The organism is Mucilaginibacter sp. (assembly GCF_028288185.1).
Lineage (GTDB): Bacteria > Bacteroidota > Bacteroidia > Sphingobacteriales > Sphingobacteriaceae > Mucilaginibacter.
The window spans coordinates 1-22,816 of sequence record NZ_JAQBOF010000022.1 but is presented as its reverse complement, the minus strand read 5'-3'; the positions used below and the strand labels follow the sequence as shown (position 1 = coordinate 22,816).

Here is a 22,816-nt window from a genome sequence, read left to right as displayed (position 1 = left end):
CAACGTCAACTAAAAACTGCTAACTCAAATACTGTTTCCACCACCCAGAATTATATGCGCCTGTAACTTCGGTTGGTTTACCTGGCTCGGGTACAAATAGTTCTATTTTTTTATCGATGGCGTATTGTTGCAACCGTTCAATAGGCTCAAACCAATCATGCAGGGCAAGGTTGAAGGTACCCCAATGGATAGGCATCATTATCTTACCCTTTAAATCCAGGTGCGCATTGCTTGCATTGTCAGGTCCCATGTGTATGTCTGGCCAATATTCGCTGTATGCGCCAATTTCTAATATTGTCAGATCAAACGGACCAAAGGCTTCGCCAATATCTTTAAAGCCTGGGAAGTACCCAGAATCGGCACCAAAAAAAATATTATGTTTAGTGCCTTTTATTACAAATGACGACCATAGCGTTTCATTCCGGCCAAATAACCCACGGCCCGAAAAATGCCTTGACGATGTAGCGGTTATAACACAGTCGTGATCTATCATTACACTATCGCCCCAATCCAATTCAGTAATATAATTTCTTTCTATACCGAAGCTTTGTAAATGTCGACCAACACCTAATGAGCAATAAAAAGGAATGGTTGATCCTTGAAAAAATTTAATAGTGGCCTTATCCAGGTGGTCGTAATGGTCATGCGATATAATGATGGCATCCAGTGGCGGCAGCTCGCTTAACTTTATCGGTGGATCAAAAAAACGTTTTGGCGCCATAAACTTGATGAATGATACCCACTGGTTCCAAACCGGATCGGTTAATATGGTTTTGCCGTCAATCTCAATTAATAAACTCGAATGGCCAACCCAGGTAATCCTTAATCCGCTTGCGGGTGGGGTTTGGTATATGGATTTATCTGTTTTAAAAGGCCCTAATTGTTGTTTGGGTATAACCTCGGCTTTGTTGGTAGCATACGCCTTTATCATGGGTATGATCTTGTCGACACCAACTTGGGTAGTAGGTATAGGATTTAAAAATTTCCCGTTCTTTTTTCTTGATCCTGATATACTCATTAGCTGTATAGTGAAATATTATATCAACAACGGGGTAATTGTTGTTTAGACTTCTTTATTAAAAAATTTAATCACCTCGTTACAAAAATCATGCAGTTGAGTTGGTAATGTGTTTTCGGTATAGGGATGGGTGCCGCCAAAAGTATGATCGCCATTTTTAACAATTAAAAATTCGGCATGGGGTTGGGCTGTTTTTAATTGTTTGGCATGACTAAGGGGTACGGTTTTATCCTCATCGCCATGTATTATTAACCAGGGTTGTGTTATCTGGGCCGCTTTAGCTAAAATATCCAACCTGCCGGGGTTCTTGTCCAAATCATCCAATAAACTTGCTTTTAATGGCATTTGCTGGTTGGTGCGGGTGTTTAGCATATACATTATGCCTTGCAAGCGCCACTGTTCTTCGGCTTGTTTTGGCCATAGGTTATGAAAACTTGATATCGAAGCCATACTAACCAGTTTTTTTACCCGCTCATCTTCGGCAGCTTTAATGGTACTTATACCGCCACCCATGCTATGGCCTATCAAATATACCCCATTTGCCTGTGGTATTGCCGAGCCATTGCAGGCAAAATCAATGACAGTAGTTAAATCACCCAGTTCAAAAGAAAATGTATTATCACTAAAAGCTATCAGGTCTGTAAAATCAACCGGGTTATCGGGTGTGGTACCATTATGGCTAAAGTTAAATTTTAAAAAACGATATCCGTTTTCAGCAAAGTAATTGGCCACCAGGTTATGTGTGCCCCAATCTTTAAATCCTTTAAAACCATGTGCGAAAATTACCAGCGGCGCATCCCTGAATTTATCATCATAGGTAAGGTCGGTTAACATGCCCCTGCCCTTGGCGCCCGATAGTGTGAAAAATTCTTTTTTGATCATAGTTAGGTAAGTCAATATTACCACAATAGGCTGTAGTAAACAAATTATAGATGATCTTTTAACACCGTTGTTACAAACTATCCTTTTTAACATACCACCAGGCCCATACTATTAACAGCGGTTGCAGGGCCAGCCGTATCCAGGCAACCAAAGGGCTAACGGTAAACGTACCTAACTTAAAAGGAGCGTCAATTATCATTTGGATATGTACGGGCAAAAAGGCTATAAGCAATAAGCAAATCCCAATAGCGCCAATTGGGCGGGATATTTTTGCAATAAGTAGTAAACCAAACAATATTTCAAACATACCAGATAGGTAGTTTACTAGTTTGGGTAAAGGAATATAATGCGGAATTATGCGGATATATCCCACCGGATTAAGGAAATGGCTAACCCCAGCATACAAATAACCAAAAATGAGAATCAGAAGACTAATCTTTTTTAACGATTTCATAATTTTAGCTACGTTTTTGGCTGTAAAACAGATGTTAATTTAATTAACCCTCATTTATTTATAAACATTCTAAATATATGGGTATGACAAAGGCTTGACATTGGTTCTGGTTTAGGATGTTATTTTTGTCGGGTCAAATTTAAAAATGCTTTGAAGTATTTAAAGGTAATAGCTTTTACACACAAACAGATCGAACTGAAGGAGCTGGGGAAGTTGGTGATCTGCGAGGAGAACTTAACGGGCAAGCTACAGCAAGTAAAAGCTGATTTTGGTATAACTGAAATATTTTATTTGGCTACCTGTAACCGTGTGGAGTTTGTAATGCTAACCCCGCAGGTTGTTGACAAAGCATTTGCCCAGAAATTTATTGAAGCATTAAATATTGACCTGTGCGCTAAGTACATGGGTACCTTTGTTGACGCGGCTTCTATTTATGAAGGCCGCGATGCATTGAACCATTTGTTACGAATGTCGTGCTCGCTGGAAAGCCTGATAGTTGGCGAAAAAGAAATTTTGGCCCAGTTGCGAAAGGCTTACGAGTGCAGCCGCGAAGAGGGCTTAACCGGAGATGGCCTGCGAATGTTTATGAATTGTGTGGTCAAGACCGCTAAAGAAGTTTACACTAACACCAACATCTCCAAAAACCCCATCTCGGTAGTATCACTGGCCTACCGCAAGCTTAAAGATCTTAAGCTATGTACAAATGCCCGCATCCTCATCATCGGCGCAGGCGAAACCAACCAAAACATTTCCAAGTATCTGCAAAAACATAAGTTCTCTAACTTCGCGGTGTTTAATCGTACACTGTCAAAAGCAGAGAAATTAGCTGTTGACCTGAATGGCGAAGCTTTTACTTTAGATGCTTTAGCTACCTATAATAAAGGTTTTGATGTAATTATCACCTGCACATCGGCAGTCGAGCCTATCATCACCCCGGAAATTTATACAACGCTATTAAACGGCGAAACCGGTAAAAAAACCATTGTTGACCTTGCTATCCCTAACGATACCGCCCCCGAAGTTTTAGAGCAGTTCCCTGTTAATTTTATCGAGGTGTACTCATTAAACGAAGTTGCCAAACGCAACCTACAGGAACGCTACCAGGAGCTTACCCACGCCGAGACTATTATAGAAGATAATATAGCCGAGTTTTGCTTAATGCTTAAACAGCGTAAAGTAGAACTAGCCATGCGCCAGGTTCCCGAAAAAATAAAAGAGATACGCAATACCGCCATCAATAGCGTATTTGCTGATGATCTGGAAGGTATGGATGCTCACTCGCGCGAGATACTGGAAAAGGTGATCAACTACATGGAGAAAAAATATATTAGTGTACCTATGGTAATGGCTAAGGATATTTTGATCAATAATAATTAATTCCATCCCCGGTTTTTCATCATTGCTTATAATTTAAAACTTATACCAATGTTTATTGCGTAATCTGCAAAAGCAGCATCCCCCTGCGCGTATACTCCGGTTAAATCGGTTTTAATTTTATCAGGCACGCTTTGTGTCCTTTCACGGATTAAAGCTATAGGAACAAATGCATTTACACTCACCTTTTTAAAAGCATATATTATACCAGGTTCGGCTGAAATTATATTGCCAGGACGTCTGAAACCATTACTGCCACCTATAATATCTCTGCTAGGTAAACATTCGTCGCGAAAACCGGCTGAAAATATGAACCGCTTTACAGACACACTTGTGCCAAATCTTAGCATCATCTGATCAGGCACACTCATTACATCGCTTCCATAAGCTATGGAAGTGGCACTTGGTGTACCGCCACGCGCTGATGAAACTCCATTTTGCTCACGGGGATTAATCAGATAATAAAAGTTTCCGTATAAGTTAAAAGTATGTGATAAATGATAAAAAGCGTTAATTTCAGTAGTAATACCTGTACCGCCATCACCAAGCTGAATAGACTGATCTACAGGGCCCAATAATTTAGTACCACCAGGGCCGGTATTGTAAAAATAATCAGTGTATTTATAATCGCCTGTGGGTAGTTTAAGGCCCAAACCAAACTGGATATTTCCATTTTTAAATTTATGTGGATCAAATGCCCAAACATACCCCGCGATACGAATGTCGCCAATACCAAATGACGATGTCGAATGTCTTTCATTACCGCCGTGTTCATATAAGGACGAACGGGTATTTGATATAATGGGTACATCAACCGAAAATGACCAGCGGCTATTAATTACACGCGTTAAAGCAATATCCTGCGTATAAGCATGATTTATAACATTAGTACCTAAAGTTACTCGTTGGGGTTGCTCTTGCCTGCCAATGAAATGTTTATATGATTTATAGTATCGGATATTTGAATTAAAAACCCATCCGCCATTTTTGTCTGTTTCTTCGGGATGGTCAAGCATAGAACATACCCCCCCTGTGCTTTTAATGGCCACGCATCCCTGGGCGAACAACTTACTTGTTGCAAGAAATAGTGTGACAGTTAATAAAAAGTAACTTTTTTTCATAATTAATTATTGGGTTTAGTGTATAGTCTGATTAAAAACAGAGGATAAAACAAAATTATGTATTATATTAAAAATCAATATCTTAAATAATAATCACGGCCAAGTAAATTATTATTTATGCACAACCTTTGGGGTCAATTTCTACTTATTTTTAGACATTATCAAATCTATTTTTAAATCAACTATCAATGCGATGATAATTTTAAGTTTTATTAAAGGGAAAACAAAGTAGTTTGATTGTGAGGTGCTTATGCTTTAGTAGCCGAATTTATGGCAATTGACTTTGAAAGCCAATTGCCTGACAAGTCCAAAGTTGCAAGCTTCGGACAGCCGGTAGAAAAAGATGTTAGTGTACTATGATAATGGCTAAGTATATTTTGATCAACAATAATTAGTAAAAGCCCCAATTTTCTTTTACCGCTACGTCATCGCGAGCATTAGCGTGGCGATCTCTACACGATAGGCAGCTCACATACCTGGCGCGCAGATTGCCACACTCGTACCTCGTCTGCAATGACGCTCGGTAAGGGACTAGCTATACCTGCACCGCATGCTGCCCAACCGTATAACTTCCACCCGGTATTTTAAATGCTATATTAATACGGTTATAAGTATTAATGGTGGTAACAGCCAGCGTAAGGTCTATCAATTCTTCTTCAGTAAATTGTTTTATGACATCGTTGTACACCTCGTCAGGTACATTACGGTTAGTGATCTTGGTAACAGCCTCGGCCCAGGCTAGTGCGGCACGTTCGCGATCGGTATAGAAAGGGGCTTCGCGCCATGCATTAAGCATATACAGGCGCTACTCGGTTTCGCCTTCGGCACGTAAGTCTTTAGCGTGCATATCCAAACAATAGGCACAGCCGTTTATTTGCGACACCCTGAAGTAAATTAAGTTTAACAACGGCTGCTCAACCGGCGATTTAGCCAAATAAGCGCCTATCCCATACAACGCCCGCATGGCGTTTTGTCCTTTTACAAAAGCATTCAATCTTGGTTCCATTTGTTTTCTTTTAGTTATTAATTATGCCCCAATGACGATCAGTTTAAGCTCAATTGGACATTTTTGGAAAATATTTTGTATCTTTTTAGCGATTAACTAAAAAGCCCGCTATGAAATACTTTTTACTTCTCTTTTGCATCCTTATAACTGGTCTGGTAACAACAAATGCACAAAACCGTGCCCCGGGTGGTGGTGCCGAAAACAGGGCCAACGCATCTCCGGCTAGTATATCATCCTTTACCCAAAACTTTAAAAAATATGAGGGGTATTTTAACTTTTATTATGACGATAAAACCGGCAGGATCTTTTTAGAGATAGATAAGCTGGATAAAGAATTTTTGTACTTTACATCTCTGGTTGATGGGGTAGGCAATGGCGGGCCCGAGCGTGGGCAGGCATCGTCTGATGTAGCAAAGTTTGTTAGGGTAGGAGCAAAGATATTTTTTGTAGAGCCCAATTTAAAATATCGTGCTGTAAATGGTAATCCGGACGAAAAGAAATCAGTAGAAACCGCCTTTGCTAAATCGGTTATATTTGGTTTTGCACCGGTGGCGATTGATGGTGGCAAGGTATTGATAGACTTTACTCCGTTTTTAGTCAGAGATGGCCAGCACCTGGGCGATGCGTTAGGCAGCGGCCGCGGTAACCCGGGCAGTGCAGCCGCTGTTCGTGGTGGTGGTGCAGCAGGTGGCGGAGCTTACCGCTTGGACGAAACACGATCAGCCATATACCTGGAGAATACCAAAAACTTTCCTAAAAATACCGAGTTTGAAGCTATGCTAACCTTTGCCGGTAATAGCCAGCGTGGCGCGGCACCTGATCCTGGATCGGTTACGGTTAACGTGCACCAGGCTTTAATTGAGTTGCCCGATGGTAATTACAAACCCCGCAGGTTCGACCCACGGTCTGGTTATTTTACTTTCCAGTATCTTGATTTTGCCGCGCCGATGAATGAGCCTATCGCCAAAAAATTTATAGAGCGCCATCGTTTACAAAAAAAGGACCCATCCGCAGCTATAAGCGAGCCGGTTGAGCCTATTGTTTATTATATAGACCGTGGCGCGCAACCCATCATCAAGCAAGCGCTGATTGAAGGCGGCTCATGGTGGAATCAGGCTTTTGAAGCCGCGGGTTACAAAAATGCCTTCATCGTAAAAGAATTGCCAGAGGGTGCCGACCCAATGGACATCCGCTATAACGTAGTTAACTGGGTTGATCGCTCGGCTACACCCGCACGTGCGTTTTCGTACGGTTCATCGTACATAGACCCACGCACCGGCGAGATCATTAAAGGCGTAGTTACTTTAGGGTCTGACCGTCATCGGGAGGATTATTTGATCGCCGAAGGCTTATTACAACCTTATGAGGATGGCAAGCCCGTATCTACACAAATGCAGGAAGTGGCATTGGCCCGTATCAGGCAGCTATCCGCGCACGAAATTGGGCATACGCTGGGCCTTACCCACAATTTTGCCGCCAGTCCTAAAGATAGGGCTTCGGTAATGGATTACCCTTTTCCGCGCTTTAATTTGAAGAAGGACGGTACTATTGATCTGTCAGACGTTTACGCCAAAGGCATAGGTACGTGGGATAAACGTGCTATTATCTGGGGATATTCAGACTTTGGCACTGCCGATGAGAGTGCTGCTTTGCGACAAATCATGAAAGAAACCCTGGCCGCAGGCTATAAATATATACCAGATATTGGTGGCAATGCTCACCCTATGTCAAACCAATGGGATGACGGTACAAACCCTATTGACCAGTTTAATAAGCTAATGACCATAAGGCGCCATGTGTTGGATAATTTCTCTGAAAAAGCTATACAGCAGGATGCACCAATGGCTATGCTGGAAGATGTGCTGGTGCCCATGTACCTGCTGCACCGTTACCAATTAGAGGCTGTTTCTAAATCAATTGGCGGCCTGTATTTTACCCATGCAGTTAAGAATGATGGGCAGGAACCTACTAAAATGGTTGCCCCTGCCGAGCAATGGCGTGCCTTTGATGCCATGATGAACTCCGTAACGCCCGATGCCCTGGCACTGCCCGAAGCATTGATACAAAAGATACCGCCACGCCCTACGGGTTACCCGGCCAGTGTAGAGACCTTTGGCGGCCATACCGGCCCAACGTTCGACCCTATTGCGGCTGCCGAAACTGCCGCGTCTACCACACTAGGTTACCTACTGGATAATGCCCGTGCCGCCCGTTTAATTGAATATAACGCCCGCGATGCCGCTCAACCCGGCCTGTTTGCCGTATTGGATAAGTTGATAGCCAGAACATGGAAGGCTCCGGCTGTGCCCGGTTATAAAGGCGAATTACAGATACTGGTAAACAACCTTACCCTAAAATACATGCTGATGCTGGCTGCCGATACCCAAACTGCCGAGAACGTACGTGGCGAAACATTGTTAAAGATCCACGAGCTTAAAAGCTGGATGCAGGGCAAACTGGCCACCGCTGCGCCTAAGCAAAAAGCGTCACTATATTTCGCGCTGTTAAAGATAGACGAGTTTGAAAAATCACCGGATAAGTTCCAACCCGCCCCGCCGTTAGAAATGCCACCGGGTGCGCCTATTGGTATGCCGGATATGTTTAAGGGGTTTTAGTAGGATATTTATAACGTATTGTTAGTTACTTTTTTTGGAACGAATAAACAATATAAGCTGTTTTATCACCTACCCTAATGGGCGATTTTAAGGTCATAAATTTACCATCATTTTGCGCTATGTTAAGCTGGTAGCCGTCCGTTACGTTTTTAGCTTTATCGCCCTGGTATATTTTTTTAAACTGAAATATAGGATTGCTTTTATCCTGCGTATTATAGCTCCAAAATATGGTTTGCGATGTGCCGTTTGCCAGCGTATACATACCGTTGCCGCTATTGGTTAGTTGCCAGGTACTGTTAATAAAATCGCGCGGAGGGGCTTGATTAAACACATCCTGTACGGCGTTGGGTAAAAGCCCGTCATAACTAACGTTAGTTAGTGTCCAGGTACCATTAATATGGCCATTTTGTGCACCCACTAAACTTTTGGTAGTTGAGCAGGCCTGTAAAATAAAAACAAATGCTAAAACAGTAAATGCTAGTTGTAATGTCTTTTTCATAACCATATATATCTAAGTATACAATAATAGATACATAAATCCTGCCAAAAATATTAAAATAGCATTATATTTATACTATGAAAAAGAGCTCATTAATAGTCATGCTGGCGTTGTTAGTTTGCATCAGCGGTTCATTTGTTGGTTTTAAACCTGTTGTAAAAGCTAATCATGCTGCTTTGTCGCAAAGCAAAGTGCAGCCATTTTGTAAACTTACATTTGTTGATCATCGGGGCCATAGTATAAAGTTGGCCACAAGTATTGTTCATGCTTCATCAAAGAGTTTGACGGCTATTTTTGACAATGGTGAAAAATTGATCATATCCTTTACAATGATTAGGTCAGGGCACTTTGTTGCCGAGTCCGCACGGTCTAAAGACCCTCAAATTATATTTTATCCCTCACATTCCAGTGTGCCGGTACCTATGATTGGAGCAGTTATGATATCAAGTACTAAACCGGTATCCGGCAATTTTAGCCATTTGATAAGCGATGATGATGAACAGCTTACCTTAGTGGCCGGGACATTTAGTTTTTAGCGATTTAAGCTCGGGCCACCATTCACTCACTCACTAATTCCCTCAATCACTCATTAACTTGTCACTCTACTTTCATATCCTCAATAAAAACTACAACCATCGGTATAAAAAATTAAATTTGCGGTTGCAAATAGATAACCCCTTTGGAAAGAACATTAATTATAGGAACACGCGGTAGCGATTTGGCGCTATGGCAGGCAAACTTTGTTAAGGATAGCCTGGCTAAAGCTAATATTACCGCCGAACTGAAAATTATTAAAACGCAAGGCGACCGCTTACTAAATTTAAGTTTTGATAAGCTGGAAGGTAAAGGCTTTTTTACCAAAGAGCTGGAAGAAGAATTATTGGCAGGCACTATTGATTTGGCGGTACATAGCCACAAGGACCTGCCTACAGAAAACCCTCCGGGACTCATCATCGCGGCAGTATCAGAACGGGAGGACCCGTCTGAGCTGCTGTTGATCTTGAAAGATTGTGTGGATGTTAAGCAAAAACTGTCGGTTAAATATGGCGCTATTGTGGGTACATCAAGCAATCGCCGAAAGGCGCAGCTGCTGGCCTACCGACCTGATTTGGAGATTGAGGACCTGCGCGGCAACGTACCTACCCGCATAGGCAAACTGCGCGATGAGAATTACGATGCTATTATGCTGGCCAAAGCCGGTGTTAGCCGTTTAGGTATTGATTTGAGCGAGTTCCATGTAGAAGAGCTAACGCCTAACGAGCTAATCCCTGCACCTGCACAGGGTGTTTTAGCTATACAGATCCGCGAAGCGGATACTGAACTATTAAAGGCTTTGAAAGTGCTAAACCACCCTAAAGTAGCCAAAGAGCTTGCGGTTGAACGTACGGTGCTTAAACTATTTGGTGGAGGCTGCCACTTACCATTGGGTGTATATTGCCGTAAAGAAGATGGCGTTTACCAGGTATTTACATCAAAAGCAGATGAAGGCGACCAGTTCCCCGATCGTTTATTTTTAGAAGCAGAAACCACCGATGGCCTTGCCGAAAAGATAGTAGCTGCGTTTAACCCCGGGCGTAAATTGCCGGGCAGCGTGTTTATATCGCGCGAAGTGAATGAGAAAAGCTATTTCCGCAGGGCTTTAGAGAAGCATAATATACAGATAGACGGGCGCTCGCTGATACGCACGGTGCCGGTTATTACCAAATTAGATTCGTACATATTAAAATATATAGATTGGGTATTCTTCAGCAGTAAAAACGCGGTCGAATACTTTTTCCAGTTAGAACCACTATTGCCAAAACATGTTAAGTTTGGGGTGATGGGTGCAGGCAGTGAAGAAATGCTGCGCCGCAAAGGGCATTTTGCTGACTTTACCGGTTTGGGTAATGACTCTGCCGAAGTTGCCGGAGAATTTGCTAAGGTGGCTAACGGTACGCAGGTATTGTTTCCTTGTGCCGAGGACTCGCTTAAAAGCATACAAAAAGGTTTGTCGCCCGATACTAAAGTAATAGACCTGGTGGTATATGAAACTGTATTGGAGGATGAAGTAGAAGGGTCGGGTGCCGAGGTGCTGGTATTTACCAGTCCATCAAACGTAGATGCCTACTTCGCCGACAACTTATTGGACCCATATCAAAAAGTAATTGCCATAGGTAAATCAACCGGCAAAAAGTTTGATGAAATGGGCGTAAAATATACATTGCCTTTTAGTCCAGACGAAGTTGGACTGGCAGAGGCGGTGTTTGGATTGTAAGAAGTCCATAGTCGATGGTCGATAGTCCATAGACTTTAAATTTGCATAAAACAACCATGGACTATCGACCATGGTCCATGGACTAACTTATGTTACAACGACCAAGAAGAAACCGTAAGAGTGAAGTTATCCGCCAGATGGTGCAGGAAACGCATGTTAGTGCGGCTAATTTGATATTCCCGCTATTTATTGTGGATGGTGTAAATCAAAAAACAGAGGTTGCGTCTATGCCGGGTATCTTTAGGTACTCCATAGACAATTTGCTGCGCGAAGTACAAGGCTGCATGAAGCTGGGGTTAAATTCGTTTGATCTTTTCCCCAACATAAGCGAAGAGTTGAAAGACAAATACGCTACCGAAAGCCACCGCGAGGAAAGCCTGTATCTGCGTGCTATCCGCCAGGTAAAAAAGAACTTCCCCGAAGCTTGTGTTATAACAGACGTAGCCATGGACCCCTACAGCAGTGATGGCCATGACGGCATTGTAGAGAATGGCGAAATACTAAACGATGAAACGCTAGAGATATTAGGCAAAATGGCATTAGCTCATGCGCATGCAGGAGCAGATATTATTGCGCCGAGCGATATGATGGATGGCAGGGTAGGTTATATTCGTAGGACGCTGGATGATGCAGGGTTTAAGCAGGTATCTATCATGTCATATTCGGCTAAATATGCCAGTGCTTTTTATGGTCCGTTTAGGGATGCGTTAAATTCGGCGCCAAAGTTTGGTGACAAGAAAAGCTACCAAATGAATCCGGCCAACCAACGTGAAGCACTAATAGAGGCCCGTTTAGATGAAGCAGAGGGAGCCGATTTTTTAATGGTAAAACCGGCGTTGGCCTACCTTGACGTTATAAAATTAATAAAAGACAATACCGAACTACCCGTAGCAGCCTATAACGTAAGCGGCGAATACGCCATGCTAAAAGCCGCCGTACAAAAAGGTTGGCTTAATGAGCAGCGCGCCGTAACCGAGGTGTTAACCAGCATCCGCAGGGCAGGCGCTACCGCGATATTGACGTATCATGCGAAGGAAGTGTTGGAGAATGGGTGGATATAAGCCCCACCCAACCCTCCCCGGTAGGGAGGGCTTTAATAAAATATAAAAACAAAACAAAAAGTCTCCCCTACCGGGGGAGATTTAGAGGGGGCTATGTTAGATTCAATAAAAAAAATGTTTTCCAGCGAGGATGATCTGCCAGTGAATACTTCGGGTAAGCCGGATATCAGCAGGGAAAAATCTGCCGAGTTGTATGCAAAGGCTAAAACATTTTTCCCGGGTGGAGTTAACTCGCCGGTAAGGGCGTTTAAATCAGTATACGGTACGCCGCTTTTTATTAAAAAAGGCGATGGCAGCCATATTTGGGATGCGGACGATAATGAGTTTATTGACTTTTGCTGTTCATGGGGACCGCTTATCCTCGGCCATAATCACCCAAAAGTAAAAGAGAAAGTAATTGAGGTAATGCAAAATGGTATGTCATTCGGCGCACCTACGGCGTTAGAGAATGAGCTTGCCGAGTTGATCCTCAAAAACAATAAATTTATACAGAAACTGCGTTTTGTAAGTTCGGGTACCGAGGCTGTAATGTCGGCCATAAGGTTAGCGCGTGGCTACACCAAACGCGATAAGATCTTAAAGTTTGAAGGCTGCTATCATGGGCACTCAGACTCCTTATTAGTTAAAGCAGGCTCGGGCCTGGTTACTTTCGGCGAAACCTCATCAGCAGGTGTACCCAAAGCTTTTGCTGACGAAACAATTGTTATCAGCCTAAATGATATCGAAGCCTTACAAAAAGCATTTAGTGATTTTAAAGACCAGATAGCCGCGGTTATTATTGAGCCTATTCCGGCAAATAATGGCTTGCTATTGCAAACTAAAGAATACTTACAAGCACTGCGCGACATCTGTACAGCAAATGGGACGTTATTGATATTTGATGAGGTTATATCAGGGTTCCGTATAGGCTTTGAAGGTGCTGCAGGACATTACCAGATACAGCCGGATATTATCACCTATGGTAAAATTATAGGTGGTGGCTTGCCGGTTGGTATGTATGGTGCTTCTGCCGGGATCATGGGGCATATATCGCCTGATGGCGGGGTTTACCAGGCAGGTACCTTATCAGGCAACCCGGTGGCTATGGCAGCAGGTATTGCCCAGTTGACCGAGCTGCTACGCATGGGCTTTTACAAAAACCTGCATAAAAAAACGGAAGAGTTTACAGAGGCTATCCAACGTTTTGCTACCGCGAGGAGTTATAAGTTTAAAGTATTTAGCATTGGCTCTATATTTTGGTTCGCATTTACGGGCCAGGAAACTATAAGCAAGGCTGAAGAGATAGACCCGGCCAGCATGGAGAAATTTAAAATAATGCACCGCGAGCTAATAAACAGGGGTATATATTTAGGTCCTTCGGGTTACGAAGTTGGGTTCATATCATCGGCACATACCAAGATAGACCTGGAGAAAGCAAAAAGAGCTATATTTGATAGCCTTGATTTAGTATTTAAAAAATAACGCCTTATCCCAACCCCTCTCCAAAGGAGAGGGGCTTTATAATATTGTTAATATGAAAAGATCATATAATAAAACTAAAACAAAAAGTCTCCCTTTTGGGGGGAGATTTAGAGGGGGCTTATGAAGAGATCGCTTGTTATATTTTATGCATTAATAATTTATGCCGTTGCGCAGTTAATATGGTGGGGCTACCAATTGGTAAGCCTGCAGCATAAAAAGATAGGTATGATATTGAGCGAAGGTTCGATGTTTGTGATCGTACTTTCATTTGGTGCGTACTATTTACATCGGTCTATTAACCGCGAACGTAAGCTACAGGAACAAAAGAAGAATTTCCTGCTATCAGTAACGCACGAGCTAAAATCGCCATTGGCATCTATTAAACTGTTACTGCAAACTATACAAAAAAGAGATTTGACTAAAGCGCAAATACAAGATTTTATAGGTAAGTCATTGTTAGATATTGAGCGACTGGATGATATGGTAGAGAATATGTTGCTGGCATCAAAAATCGAAAACCGGTCGTACAGTTTCCCTAAAGCAAGTTTTAGTTTATCTGTTTTGGTTGATAGTATTGTAAACCGCCTGCAAATAACTAAATGCGATGGCAACCAGCAGATCATCAATGCCGAAATTGAACCTAAGATTGAAATAACGGGCGATAAGTTCGCGTTAACGTCAGTTGTTACCAATTTGGTGGAGAACGCCATAAAGTATTCAAAACCATGCGAAGCTGTAGAGGTTAAGCTATTCCAGAAAGAGGGTAGGATACACCTGCAGGTGGCAGATCATGGCATAGGCATAGCCGATGAAGAAAAAAGCCGTATTTTCGACAAGTTTTACCGGGTTGGAAGCGAAGATACGCGTAATACAAAAGGTACCGGCCTTGGCTTATACATAGTAAAACAAGTACTGGATAAGCATGAGGCAAGCATCAGGGTCAAAGACAATCGCCCTGAGGGAAGCATATTTGAGGTTGTTTTTGGACTCACATAAATCACAATAAAATGCCTAGCAGAAAAAGAATTTTACTGGCCGAAGATGAAGACCATCTTTTAGAAGCCATTAAACTTAACCTTGAGTTGGAAGGTTATAAAGTATCAACCGCTAACAACGGTAAAAAAGCGTTGCAGATTTTTAAAGAAGAACGCTTTAACCTGGTGATACTGGACGTAATGATGCCCGAAATTGATGGCTTTGTAGTTGCCGAAACTATAAGACTGGAAAACTCTGAGGTGCCTATTATGTTTTTGACCGCAAAAAACACCAACGAAGATAAAATAGCCGGATTAAAGAAAGGTGCAGACGATTATCTTACCAAACCTTTTAACCTGGAAGAATTGATTTTAAGGGTTAACAACCTGGTAAAACGCAGCCTGAAAGGTGATGATTTGAAAGAGTTTAACAGCTATAAAATTGGCGATAAAACTATTCATTTTAACTCGTTCGAGCTGGTTAATGGCGATGGTAGCATTACCCCGTTAACTAAAAAAGAAACCATGTTGCTGAAGCTGTTGATAGAGCGTCGTAATGACGCCGTATCGCGTGAGCAGATATTAGAGACCGTATGGAACTATGATGTATATCCATCAACCCGTACCATTGATAACTTTATCCTAACATTCCGTAAGTATTTTGAACCGGATCCTAAAAACCCGGTTTACTTTCATTCTATACGTGGTGTTGGGTATAAATTTACAGATCAGCATTAATTAATGTTTACAAACAGGGCACGCATATTTGTTATAGGCGCTTTTGTTATTATGATGGCAGTGGCCATAAACCTTAAAGTTTATGAAATAGCCGGTGTTACCGGTATGTTTATTTTGCTGCTGATATGGGGTTACTTTAAAGAAGGCACTATTGTACTGGCAGCCAAAGCTTTTCATAACAAGGATTATAACAAAGCCGAGGCCTTGTTACAACAAGTGACTAAGCCAGATTGGTTAAGCAAAAAACGCCGCGGTTTTTATGAGTTTATATACGGCGGTGTATGCCTGCAAAAGCTTGATTATGATGAAGCAGAAAAACACTACGAAATAGCAGCGCAATACCCGTTACGAACAGCAAATGATCATGTGGCGGCGCTAGTGCATGTGGCTAACATCAGCATAAGACATAATGATTTTGCCAAAGCCAAAGCTTATTTAGCCCTGGCTGATAAACACGAAGAAAAAATAACCGCCAAAATGAAGGATGTAGTACAACGACTTCATCAGGAATTGGATAAGAAATAGAGTCAAGATGTAAGAATCAAGAATCAAGAGAATTTATTGTCTTGATTCTTACATCTTGACTCTCATTAAAATAAACATGAGAGATTCATTACTAATAAAAGCTGCATTTTCTGAAAAAACCGAGCGCCCGCCCGTATGGATGATGCGCCAGGCCGGCAGGTTTATGCCCCAGTACTGGGAGATAAAAAACAAATATTCTTTCCTGGAGATGTGCAAAACACCAGAGATAGCCGCCGACGTTACCATGTTGCCGGTTGACCTGTTGGGTATAGATGCCGCTATTTTATTTTCGGATATATTGGTTACCGGCGAAGCTATGGGCGGAGATTTAAGCTTTACCCAAAACATAGGCCCTAAGTTTGCCAACCCCATACGTACCCAAAAGGATATTGATAACTTAAATACCGATTGTATTGGCGAGCTACAATATGTTGCTGACGCGATAAAAGTTATTAAGCAAAGGCTTAACGGCAGTATTCCGTTAATTGGTTTTGCCGGCGCGCCTTTTACCGTAATGAGCTATTTGGTTGAAGGTGGATCATCAAAAGATTTTAAGCTTACTAAACTAATGCTGCATAATGAGCCGGAAATGGCGCATCAGCTATTAGCAAAGATCGCTACTGTAACGGCAGATTACCTTAACCTGCAAATTGCAGCCGGAGTAAACGCCGTACAGATTTTTGATAGCTGGGCGCAGGCGTTGGCATGGGATGATTACAAAGAGTTTTCGCACCGTTATATTACGGAGATCATTAGTAAATTAGACAGAAAAGATATTCCGGTTATATCGTTCTGTAAAGGGAGCTCGGTTTTTGCGCCATTAATGGCCGAAGCTAAACCTGATGTAATTTCTATCGACTGGAACGTTGACTTGTTGGATATTAAAAAACGACTACCGCAAGGAATAGCCGTACAAGGCAACCTTGATCCGCATATTTTGTATGCTGATAAAAAGGTAATTAAAGAAAGAATTTACCGCCTGTTTGATCGCATGAAAGGCGAGAATGGCTTCATATTTAACTTAGGTCACGGCATTATGCCTGATATCCCATTTGATAATGTGAAGTACGCGGTTGAGGTGATAAAAGAATTTAAGTACTAAATTTATATGTCATTGCGAGCGAAGCGTGGCAATCGCAAGGATGCAAAGTTCGCGATTGCTTCATCGTTCCTCCTCGCAATGACAACCAAACAAGGCGCATGTACCAATATATATTAGCCATACACATCATATTTGTAGTCTGCTGGATGGCGGGGCTATTTTATATGGTGCGCCTGTTTATTTACCATACCGAAGCGCAGGATAAACCCGAGCCTGCCCGTACCATACTTTCAGACCAATTCGAGATCATGGAGCGTAAGCTCTGGTGGATCATTGCCACACCATCTATGTACCTGGTTTTAGCTGCCGGCGTCACCATGCTTTGCCTGGCGCCCGGCTGGCTGCAAATGGGGTGGATGCATATTAAACTGCTGTTTGTGGTTGGCCTGATAGCTTACCATTTTATCTGCCAATATAAAATGAACCAAATGCGCAAAGGCATTTACAAATGGACATCGACCCAACTACGTTTATGGAATGAGTTGGCAACCCTGCTGCTGTTTGCCATTGTGTTTTTGGCAGTACTTAAAAACTCGTTGAGCTGGATCTTTGGGGTGGTGGGGATAATTGCTTTCTCGCTCGTGTTGATGTCGGCAGTGAAGGTTTATAAGTATTTTAGAGAGAAGAAGTAAAGATCTGTGCAGTTCTCAACTCGCTAAAAGAAGCAATATTAGTAAAGTCTTTATCATCATGCAGAACACTAATATTATTTTTTATCGCATAAACAGCTATCAAGCAATCATTAGGTTTGCGTATTGTGATGCCCTTCTTTCTGAGTAGCCTGTATAAACTGGCCGCTTCACGCGCATAGTTATAACCATTTGTAGGGAGGTTTATTATATTATTAAAATACTCGCTAATATTTTGATAGTCTTTATCAGACACTATGCCTTGTAAAACTTCTTGTACAATGGTTGGACAGGTAGCAACTAAAATATTATTACTATCTCTTAAAAAAACACTCGCTTTAGTCTCAATGCCTTTAAACGCGTTGATCCAAACCGAAGTGTCGACTAAAATTGTCTCCATTTATAAATAAGCTTTGTCATCAATCTCAACTTTTCCCCAAAGATTTATTAAGTTTTTTTGATTGTCAATACTTACTAATAGTTGTAAAGCCTTTTCAATTAAAGCCTTTTTTGTTTTTATGTTGCTTGATTTTTGAGCTTTTGCCATTAACTCATCATCTATTTCAATATTAGTTCTCATACACATAAATTTTAATAAAGATACACAAAATATTTATAAATACAGAATTCTATATTTATAAATAACTATTTAAAAAATATTTGTAACCCCATGCAACCATTTGGTACTAACTATCATCTTACCTTTAAATGATGCTACTGAAACCTACTTATACAATTGAAGAATTAATAACCCGCTGTAAGGCTGGCGAACGTAAGGCGCAGGAACAGTTGTATAAGCAGTTTGCGGCTAAAATGCTGGGTGTTTGCATGCGTTATGCGACAGACAGGATGGAGGCAGAAGATATGTTGCAAAACGGGTTTATTAAAGTATTTAAAAAGCTGGAAGACTACCGTGGCGATGGTTCTTTTGAAGGATGGGTAAGGCGGATAATGGTACATAGCTCGATAGAGTATTACCGCAAGCATCATAAAATGGTACAGATGGTAGATGTTACAGAAATGAGTAATGAGCCATCTGTTAACCCGGTAGTAATGGCAAATATGGATGTAAAAGATCTGATGGGTATCATTCAACAACTATCGCCGGGTTATAAAATGGTGTTTAACCTTTATGCTATCGAAGGTTACTCGCACAAAGAAATTGCCGGAATGGTTGGCATAACAGAGGGAGCCTCTAAATCGCAATTATCAAGGGCCCGTGCAATATTAAAAGATATGGTTTTAAAAATGGAGGATAAAAAATATGGATATGCAGGATAAGGAGTTTGATCAGGTTTTTAACTCGAAGTTTGAAGATTTTGAAATGGAACCATCAGCAATGGTATGGGATAACATTGCTGATGAACTGGATGGTAAAAAAGGTAAACGCGCTATAATGCCTTATTTAAGTATAGCCGCAACTGTATTGGTACTACTTACCGCAGGTATATTGTTTATGCAAAAAGGAAATACCCCGGCACAAAAGGCAGATAAAATCAAATTGACCGCAAATCATATTGAGCCTGTAAAACCGCAGATCAATAAAACAGAAACCCAGCCTGCTGTTGTAACAAAACCAATTGACAGGGTTGCAACCATAGCAAAACATCAAACTGTTAATGCATTACCGGTAAATAAAATTACAATGCCGGTAACTATTAACGTTGATAATAGTGTTAAAGAACCGGAATACACAAAAACGGATAATCAGCAATTAATTGCTGTAGTAACCGCCCCTGCATCTACCATTATAAACGCGAGTGTCCCGGATGTTCAGCTCACACCAAAAACTATAGGTATTGTGGCCCAGGCCCCGGTTGAGCGGCCCGCAGTAATGGCATCTGCTGAGAAGCAAAACGAAGCCCCTGCTAAAAAACATGGTATACGCAGCCTGGGTGGTTTAATAAATGTACTGGTGGCTAAAGTAGACAAACGCGAAGACAAGATCATTGAGTTTAGCGATAGCGATGATGACGATACCGAATCAAACGTAACCGGAGTAAATCTGGGCGTAATTAAAATTAAAAGACAATAATAATTTATATACATACAATCTAAATACATACACAATATGAAACGCTTAATAATAGCCGCATTGCTATGCGGTGTTGCAACACTAGGTTTTGCACAAACTAAAACTACCACTGTTACCACCACTACGACTACTTATAATGGTACAGATTCAATTAAAAATGTAACTACCAAAAAAACTACGGTTAAAATTGGCATGGGCGATTTTAGGGCCCACAGAGATAGTATAATGCACGACAGAAAATCATCAGGCTTTAATTTCGGACTAACCTTTTCACGCTTCGATCTAGGCTTAACTACCTTGATTGATAACGGCAGCTTTACCTTATCACCCAAAAATGATTTTTTAAGCTATCGCTCATGGAAATCAAGCAACGTAGGTTTTGATCTGCTGCAATTTGGTTATCGCTTTAACCCGAACTTTAAAGTTTATGTATCAGGTGGGTTTGATTGGATGTTGCTGCGCTTACGTAAAGACATCACCATACAAAGAAATACCCCGGTGTTGACTTATACCACTGATGCGATTGACTATAGCAAGAACCGCTTTTCGTCAACCTATCTGCGTGTACCACTATCGTTTGAATTCAGAACCAAAGAATATAGGGATGGTAAACGTTTTCGCTTTATCCTGGGTCCTGAGGCCGGCATATTACTGGGTGCGCGTGTTAAACAGATTAGCGAGGAAAATGGTAAACAAAAAATTGATGGTGATTATCACTTTGCCAAAGTACGTTACGGTGCCTTTACCCGCATAGGATACGGCTCGGCAGGTTTATTTGCCAAATATTACTTTAACGATATGTTTGAAAATAGTCCGGCACAAGCAGGCTTAAAAAACTTCGCGGTAGGCTTAACCTTCGGATTTTAAAATTACCAACTCTATATATAATATGTCAAAAGGCTGTTTTAATCGACAGCCTTTTGCTGTTTTAGCTATATTTGCCGCATGACGGATTTTCCCTTTTTACAAGCCCTTGCTATAACCAAAACCTACCCCGGCGAACGTGTGGCGGGTGTAAAAAGGATCAGTCTAACTATCAAGCCCCAAAAAATTACAGCTATAATAGGCGAGAGCGGCAGCGGCAAAAGCACTTTGTTGCGATTGCTGTATGGCTTATTATCGCCTGATGAGGGTCGTGTACAATTTAAAGGCGAACGCATTTGGGGACCCGAAGAAAAGCTGATTCCCGGTCATGATGCCATGAAAATGGTTACCCAGGATACTGATGGCCTTAACGTTTATGCCAAGGTTAGGGATAACATTGCTGTATTAATGCCCAATACCGATGTCAGTGCTAAAGAAGAAAGAACCACACAGGTACTCAAGCAACTTAATATATTACACCTGGCAGATAAGCAGGCATTTTTTTTAAGCGGTGGCGAGAAGCAACGGGTAGCCATTGCCCGCGCCCTGATAACCCGCCCCGAAGTTTTATTGCTGGACGAACCATTTAACCAGGTAGATACCTCGTTTCGTGAGGGATTACAACAGGATATACGGCAGGTGGTGCAGGAGACAGGCCTGACGGTGATCATGGTATCTCACGACCCCGCCGAGGTATTATCTATGGCTGATGAGCTGATCGTTTTAAAAGAGGGAGCGATCATCGAATTGGGACACCCAAAAACGCTGTATCAAAATCCGCAGAATTTATATACTGCCAAACTGCTAACCAATTGCAATGTATTAAGCAATGAGGATGCAAGGCATTGCGGGATTAGTAGTAAAGCCGATAACATCGTAATATACCCCGAATGGGCAACACCCACCAGCAGTTGGACACGTAAAGACTGGGCCGTAAAACAAGTGCTGTTTAAAGGCAGTTATGAAGATCTGCTGATTGAAAAAGGCCACATAACCCTACGCTTACTCAATGACCAACCCGGTAAATACCATACCGGCGATAAGGTGCATATAAAGGTGAATAAGTATTTGGAGTTTTAACTAATTCCTTCCTATTTGTCATTGCTGTAAAGGTTTGTTTATTAGTCCTAAAACAAATCAACCCCAACCACTATTGTACCTATAAAACATACCGCTATGAAAAGGAAATTTTTACGCTTAATGTTGCTTGGAGCAGTATTAGGTGTACTAAGCACAGGCTGCGGTGCAATGCACCACGCTGCACCGCCCGCGCCTCCGGGTGCGCCGACACATTAATAACAACGTCCGCTTTATATATAATAGAGCGGGCGTTTGCGTTAAGGATCGCAGCGGATACCGGCCTGCGCCTAAGGCCTGAAGCCGTATGAGCGAAGAGCCTGACCCGTAGGGGAACGCCCAAAAAAACACTTTTTGTCATCTCGACCAACGAGAGAGATCCATACATATATTACTCGCGTGTGTATAGATTTCTCCTCGTTCCTCGTCGAAATGACACGTGGGTTTTATTTCTCCCAAAACTTTTTTTCATAACCACTTGAAAATCATAAAATAACTCCGTACTTTTGCAGTCCCTAAAACTGCCCACCAATGAAGGATGGCAGGGGGACTTTAAAAAAACAAAACAAGAAAGCAAGAATGCCTACTATCAATCAATTAGTTAGAAAAGGTAGAGTAGCTCTGGTTGACAAGAGTAAGTCGCCAGCGTTGGACAGCTGTCCACAGCGAAGAGGAGTGTGCACACGTGTGTATACCACTACCCCTAAAAAACCAAACTCAGCAATGCGTAAAGTTGCCCGTGTGCGCTTAACCAACGGTAAAGAAGTAAACGCTTACATCCCTGGCGAAGGTCACAACTTGCAAGAGCACTCTATTGTGTTGATCCGTGGTGGTCGTGTTAAAGACTTACCTGGTGTACGTTACCACATCATCCGTGGTGCGTTAGATACTTCTGGTGTTGCCGGTCGTAACCAACGTCGTTCAAAATATGGTACCAAACGTCCTAAACCAGGACAAGTAGCTGCCGCACCAACAAAAGGTAAAAAGAAATAATTAGGAGGAACAACAAATGAGAAAGTCAAAACCAAAAAAGAGAATAATCCTTCCTGATCCAAAATTTAACGATGTTCAGGTGACGAGATTTGTAAACAATATGATGTATGATGGAAAAAAATCCATCGCTTACT

At 41.9% G+C, this 22,816-nt stretch carries 25 protein-coding genes and 1 pseudogene; 17 read left to right on the top strand and 9 right to left on the bottom strand.

The window, feature by feature from the left end; genetic code table 11:
• Positions 1–19: 19 nt before the first annotated feature.
• The 3 genes from JWQ34_RS08920 to JWQ34_RS08910 form a co-directional block, all read right to left on the bottom strand.
• Positions 20–1,018: an MBL fold metallo-hydrolase gene (locus tag JWQ34_RS08920; protein WP_299356598.1), complete on the bottom strand. Its 999-nt coding sequence runs from the start codon at positions 1,016–1,018 to the stop codon at positions 20–22.
• A gap of 45 nt (positions 1,019–1,063) precedes the next feature.
• A complete protein-coding gene (locus tag JWQ34_RS08915; RefSeq protein WP_299356595.1) occupies positions 1,064–1,900 on the bottom strand; it encodes an alpha/beta fold hydrolase in 837 nt (278 codons plus the stop codon).
• Positions 1,901–1,970: 70 nt separating this feature from the next.
• The gene (locus JWQ34_RS08910; RefSeq protein WP_299356592.1) at positions 1,971–2,354 is read right to left on the bottom strand and encodes a DoxX family protein; all 384 of its coding nucleotides are present in this window, start codon (positions 2,352–2,354) and stop codon (positions 1,971–1,973) included.
• Between the two features lie 150 nt (positions 2,355–2,504).
• Here JWQ34_RS08910 and hemA point away from each other — a divergent pair, with 150 nt between their 5' ends.
• Positions 2,505–3,731: a glutamyl-tRNA reductase gene (hemA, locus tag JWQ34_RS08905; protein WP_299356589.1), complete on the top strand. Its 1,227-nt coding sequence runs from the start codon at positions 2,505–2,507 to the stop codon at positions 3,729–3,731.
• A gap of 26 nt (positions 3,732–3,757) precedes the next feature.
• Here the strand turns inward: hemA and JWQ34_RS08900 are convergent, their stop codons facing one another.
• The 3 genes from JWQ34_RS08900 to JWQ34_RS08890 all read right to left on the bottom strand — a co-directional run bounded on the left by JWQ34_RS08900 (position 3,758) and on the right by JWQ34_RS08890 (position 5,855).
• Positions 3,758–4,849 carry a hypothetical protein gene (locus tag JWQ34_RS08900; RefSeq protein ID WP_299356586.1) on the bottom strand — a complete coding sequence of 364 codons (1,092 nt, stop codon included), beginning with the start codon at positions 4,847–4,849 and terminating at the stop codon, positions 3,758–3,760.
• A gap of 535 nt (positions 4,850–5,384) precedes the next feature.
• On the bottom strand, positions 5,385–5,645 hold the full coding sequence (locus JWQ34_RS08895) for a carboxymuconolactone decarboxylase family protein (RefSeq protein WP_299356582.1): 261 nt from the start codon (positions 5,643–5,645) through the stop codon (positions 5,385–5,387).
• 9 nt (positions 5,646–5,654) lie between these two features.
• On the bottom strand, positions 5,655–5,855 hold the full coding sequence (locus JWQ34_RS08890) for a carboxymuconolactone decarboxylase family protein (RefSeq protein ID WP_299356579.1): 201 nt from the start codon (positions 5,853–5,855) through the stop codon (positions 5,655–5,657).
• Between the two features lie 110 nt (positions 5,856–5,965).
• Here JWQ34_RS08890 and JWQ34_RS08885 point away from each other — a divergent pair, with 110 nt between their 5' ends.
• Positions 5,966–8,470 carry a zinc-dependent metalloprotease gene (locus JWQ34_RS08885; protein WP_299356577.1) on the top strand — a complete coding sequence of 835 codons (2,505 nt, stop codon included), beginning with the start codon at positions 5,966–5,968 and terminating at the stop codon, positions 8,468–8,470.
• A 25-nt stretch (positions 8,471–8,495) separates the two neighbouring features.
• Here the strand turns inward: JWQ34_RS08885 and JWQ34_RS08880 are convergent, their stop codons facing one another.
• Positions 8,496–8,969, bottom strand: coding sequence for a hypothetical protein (locus JWQ34_RS08880; protein ID WP_299356575.1), 474 nt, complete (start codon positions 8,967–8,969; stop codon positions 8,496–8,498).
• Between the two features lie 77 nt (positions 8,970–9,046).
• Between JWQ34_RS08880 and JWQ34_RS08875 the strand changes: the two genes are divergently transcribed.
• From JWQ34_RS08875 to JWQ34_RS08835, 9 genes are all read left to right on the top strand, one after another.
• Positions 9,047–9,505 carry a hypothetical protein gene (locus JWQ34_RS08875; protein ID WP_299356573.1) on the top strand — a complete coding sequence of 153 codons (459 nt, stop codon included), beginning with the start codon at positions 9,047–9,049 and terminating at the stop codon, positions 9,503–9,505.
• A gap of 143 nt (positions 9,506–9,648) precedes the next feature.
• Positions 9,649–11,223, top strand: a complete 1,575-nt coding sequence (gene hemC / locus JWQ34_RS08870) for a hydroxymethylbilane synthase (RefSeq protein ID WP_299356571.1) — start codon at positions 9,649–9,651, stop codon at positions 11,221–11,223.
• Positions 11,224–11,312: 89 nt separating this feature from the next.
• Positions 11,313–12,284 (top strand): porphobilinogen synthase, encoded by a 972-nt coding sequence (gene hemB / locus JWQ34_RS08865; protein ID WP_299356569.1) that lies wholly within the window; start codon positions 11,313–11,315, stop codon positions 12,282–12,284.
• Between the two features lie 93 nt (positions 12,285–12,377).
• Complete coding sequence (gene hemL, locus JWQ34_RS08860) at positions 12,378–13,745, top strand: glutamate-1-semialdehyde 2,1-aminomutase (RefSeq protein WP_299356567.1); 1,368 nt, start codon at positions 12,378–12,380, stop codon at positions 13,743–13,745.
• A 120-nt stretch (positions 13,746–13,865) separates the two neighbouring features.
• Positions 13,866–14,741 carry a HAMP domain-containing sensor histidine kinase gene (locus JWQ34_RS08855; RefSeq protein ID WP_299356566.1) on the top strand — a complete coding sequence of 292 codons (876 nt, stop codon included), beginning with the start codon at positions 13,866–13,868 and terminating at the stop codon, positions 14,739–14,741.
• An 11-nt stretch (positions 14,742–14,752) separates the two neighbouring features.
• Positions 14,753–15,457 (top strand): response regulator transcription factor, encoded by a 705-nt coding sequence (locus JWQ34_RS08850; protein ID WP_299356565.1) that lies wholly within the window; start codon positions 14,753–14,755, stop codon positions 15,455–15,457.
• 3 nt (positions 15,458–15,460) lie between these two features.
• Positions 15,461–15,982: a tetratricopeptide repeat protein gene (locus tag JWQ34_RS08845; protein WP_299356564.1), complete on the top strand. Its 522-nt coding sequence runs from the start codon at positions 15,461–15,463 to the stop codon at positions 15,980–15,982.
• A 76-nt stretch (positions 15,983–16,058) separates the two neighbouring features.
• Positions 16,059–17,084: a uroporphyrinogen decarboxylase gene (hemE, locus tag JWQ34_RS08840; protein ID WP_299356563.1), complete on the top strand. Its 1,026-nt coding sequence runs from the start codon at positions 16,059–16,061 to the stop codon at positions 17,082–17,084.
• Positions 17,085–17,182: 98 nt separating this feature from the next.
• Positions 17,183–17,716, top strand: a complete 534-nt coding sequence (locus tag JWQ34_RS08835; RefSeq protein ID WP_299356562.1) for a CopD family protein — start codon at positions 17,183–17,185, stop codon at positions 17,714–17,716.
• On the opposite strand, the gene JWQ34_RS08830 is transcribed toward JWQ34_RS08835, so the two are convergent.
• On the bottom strand, positions 17,700–18,113 hold the full coding sequence (locus JWQ34_RS08830) for a PIN domain-containing protein (protein WP_299356561.1): 414 nt from the start codon (positions 18,111–18,113) through the stop codon (positions 17,700–17,702). The genes JWQ34_RS08835 and JWQ34_RS08830 overlap by 17 nt on opposite strands.
• A complete protein-coding gene (locus JWQ34_RS08825) occupies positions 18,114–18,293 on the bottom strand; it encodes a type II toxin-antitoxin system VapB family antitoxin (protein WP_299356560.1) in 180 nt (59 codons plus the stop codon).
• A 128-nt stretch (positions 18,294–18,421) separates the two neighbouring features.
• On the opposite strand from JWQ34_RS08825, the gene JWQ34_RS08820 reads away from it, so the two are divergent.
• The 6 genes and pseudogenes from JWQ34_RS08820 to JWQ34_RS08795 form a co-directional block, all read left to right on the top strand.
• The gene (locus JWQ34_RS08820; RefSeq protein WP_367278606.1) at positions 18,422–18,994 is read left to right on the top strand and encodes an RNA polymerase sigma factor; all 573 of its coding nucleotides are present in this window, start codon (positions 18,422–18,424) and stop codon (positions 18,992–18,994) included.
• The gene (locus tag JWQ34_RS08815; protein WP_299356559.1) at positions 18,978–19,748 is read left to right on the top strand and encodes a hypothetical protein; all 771 of its coding nucleotides are present in this window, start codon (positions 18,978–18,980) and stop codon (positions 19,746–19,748) included. The genes JWQ34_RS08820 and JWQ34_RS08815 overlap by 17 nt, the downstream gene beginning before the upstream one ends.
• 36 nt (positions 19,749–19,784) lie before the next feature.
• Positions 19,785–20,615, top strand: coding sequence for an outer membrane beta-barrel protein (locus tag JWQ34_RS08810; protein ID WP_299356558.1), 831 nt, complete (start codon positions 19,785–19,787; stop codon positions 20,613–20,615).
• A 78-nt stretch (positions 20,616–20,693) separates the two neighbouring features.
• On the top strand, positions 20,694–21,692 hold the full coding sequence (locus JWQ34_RS08805) for an ABC transporter ATP-binding protein (RefSeq protein ID WP_299356557.1): 999 nt from the start codon (positions 20,694–20,696) through the stop codon (positions 21,690–21,692).
• A gap of 576 nt (positions 21,693–22,268) precedes the next feature.
• Positions 22,269–22,682 carry a 30S ribosomal protein S12 gene (gene rpsL / locus JWQ34_RS08800; protein ID WP_214071906.1) on the top strand — a complete coding sequence of 138 codons (414 nt, stop codon included), beginning with the start codon at positions 22,269–22,271 and terminating at the stop codon, positions 22,680–22,682.
• A gap of 16 nt (positions 22,683–22,698) precedes the next feature.
• Positions 22,699–22,816 (top strand): annotated as a pseudogene (locus JWQ34_RS08795) (30S ribosomal protein S7); the annotation flags it as partial.

Coding starts and splice junctions, on each gene's coding strand:
- JWQ34_RS08920 (WP_299356598.1), bottom strand. CDS start 1,018: ATGAGTATATCAGGATCAAGAAAAAAGAACGGGAAATTTTTAAATCCT.
- JWQ34_RS08915 (WP_299356595.1), bottom strand. CDS start 1,900: ATGATCAAAAAAGAATTTTTCACACTATCGGGCGCCAAGGGCAGGGGC.
- JWQ34_RS08910 (WP_299356592.1), bottom strand. CDS start 2,354: ATGAAATCGTTAAAAAAGATTAGTCTTCTGATTCTCATTTTTGGTTAT.
- JWQ34_RS08900 (WP_299356586.1), bottom strand. CDS start 4,849: ATGAAAAAAAGTTACTTTTTATTAACTGTCACACTATTTCTTGCAACA.
- JWQ34_RS08895 (WP_299356582.1), bottom strand. CDS start 5,645: ATGCTTAATGCATGGCGCGAAGCCCCTTTCTATACCGATCGCGAACGT.
- JWQ34_RS08890 (WP_299356579.1), bottom strand. CDS start 5,855: ATGGAACCAAGATTGAATGCTTTTGTAAAAGGACAAAACGCCATGCGG.
- JWQ34_RS08885 (WP_299356577.1), top strand. CDS start 5,966: ATGAAATACTTTTTACTTCTCTTTTGCATCCTTATAACTGGTCTGGTA.
- JWQ34_RS08880 (WP_299356575.1), bottom strand. CDS start 8,969: ATGAAAAAGACATTACAACTAGCATTTACTGTTTTAGCATTTGTTTTT.
- JWQ34_RS08875 (WP_299356573.1), top strand. CDS start 9,047: ATGAAAAAGAGCTCATTAATAGTCATGCTGGCGTTGTTAGTTTGCATC.
- hemB (WP_299356569.1), top strand. CDS start 11,313: ATGTTACAACGACCAAGAAGAAACCGTAAGAGTGAAGTTATCCGCCAG.
- hemL (WP_299356567.1), top strand. CDS start 12,378: ATGTTAGATTCAATAAAAAAAATGTTTTCCAGCGAGGATGATCTGCCA.
- JWQ34_RS08855 (WP_299356566.1), top strand. CDS start 13,866: ATGAAGAGATCGCTTGTTATATTTTATGCATTAATAATTTATGCCGTT.
- JWQ34_RS08850 (WP_299356565.1), top strand. CDS start 14,753: ATGCCTAGCAGAAAAAGAATTTTACTGGCCGAAGATGAAGACCATCTT.
- JWQ34_RS08845 (WP_299356564.1), top strand. CDS start 15,461: ATGTTTACAAACAGGGCACGCATATTTGTTATAGGCGCTTTTGTTATT.
- hemE (WP_299356563.1), top strand. CDS start 16,059: ATGAGAGATTCATTACTAATAAAAGCTGCATTTTCTGAAAAAACCGAG.
- JWQ34_RS08835 (WP_299356562.1), top strand. CDS start 17,183: ATGTACCAATATATATTAGCCATACACATCATATTTGTAGTCTGCTGG.
- JWQ34_RS08830 (WP_299356561.1), bottom strand. CDS start 18,113: ATGGAGACAATTTTAGTCGACACTTCGGTTTGGATCAACGCGTTTAAA.
- JWQ34_RS08825 (WP_299356560.1), bottom strand. CDS start 18,293: ATGAGAACTAATATTGAAATAGATGATGAGTTAATGGCAAAAGCTCAA.
- JWQ34_RS08820 (WP_367278606.1), top strand. CDS start 18,422: ATGATGCTACTGAAACCTACTTATACAATTGAAGAATTAATAACCCGC.
- JWQ34_RS08815 (WP_299356559.1), top strand. CDS start 18,978: ATGGATATGCAGGATAAGGAGTTTGATCAGGTTTTTAACTCGAAGTTT.
- JWQ34_RS08810 (WP_299356558.1), top strand. CDS start 19,785: ATGAAACGCTTAATAATAGCCGCATTGCTATGCGGTGTTGCAACACTA.
- JWQ34_RS08805 (WP_299356557.1), top strand. CDS start 20,694: ATGACGGATTTTCCCTTTTTACAAGCCCTTGCTATAACCAAAACCTAC.
- rpsL (WP_214071906.1), top strand. CDS start 22,269: ATGCCTACTATCAATCAATTAGTTAGAAAAGGTAGAGTAGCTCTGGTT.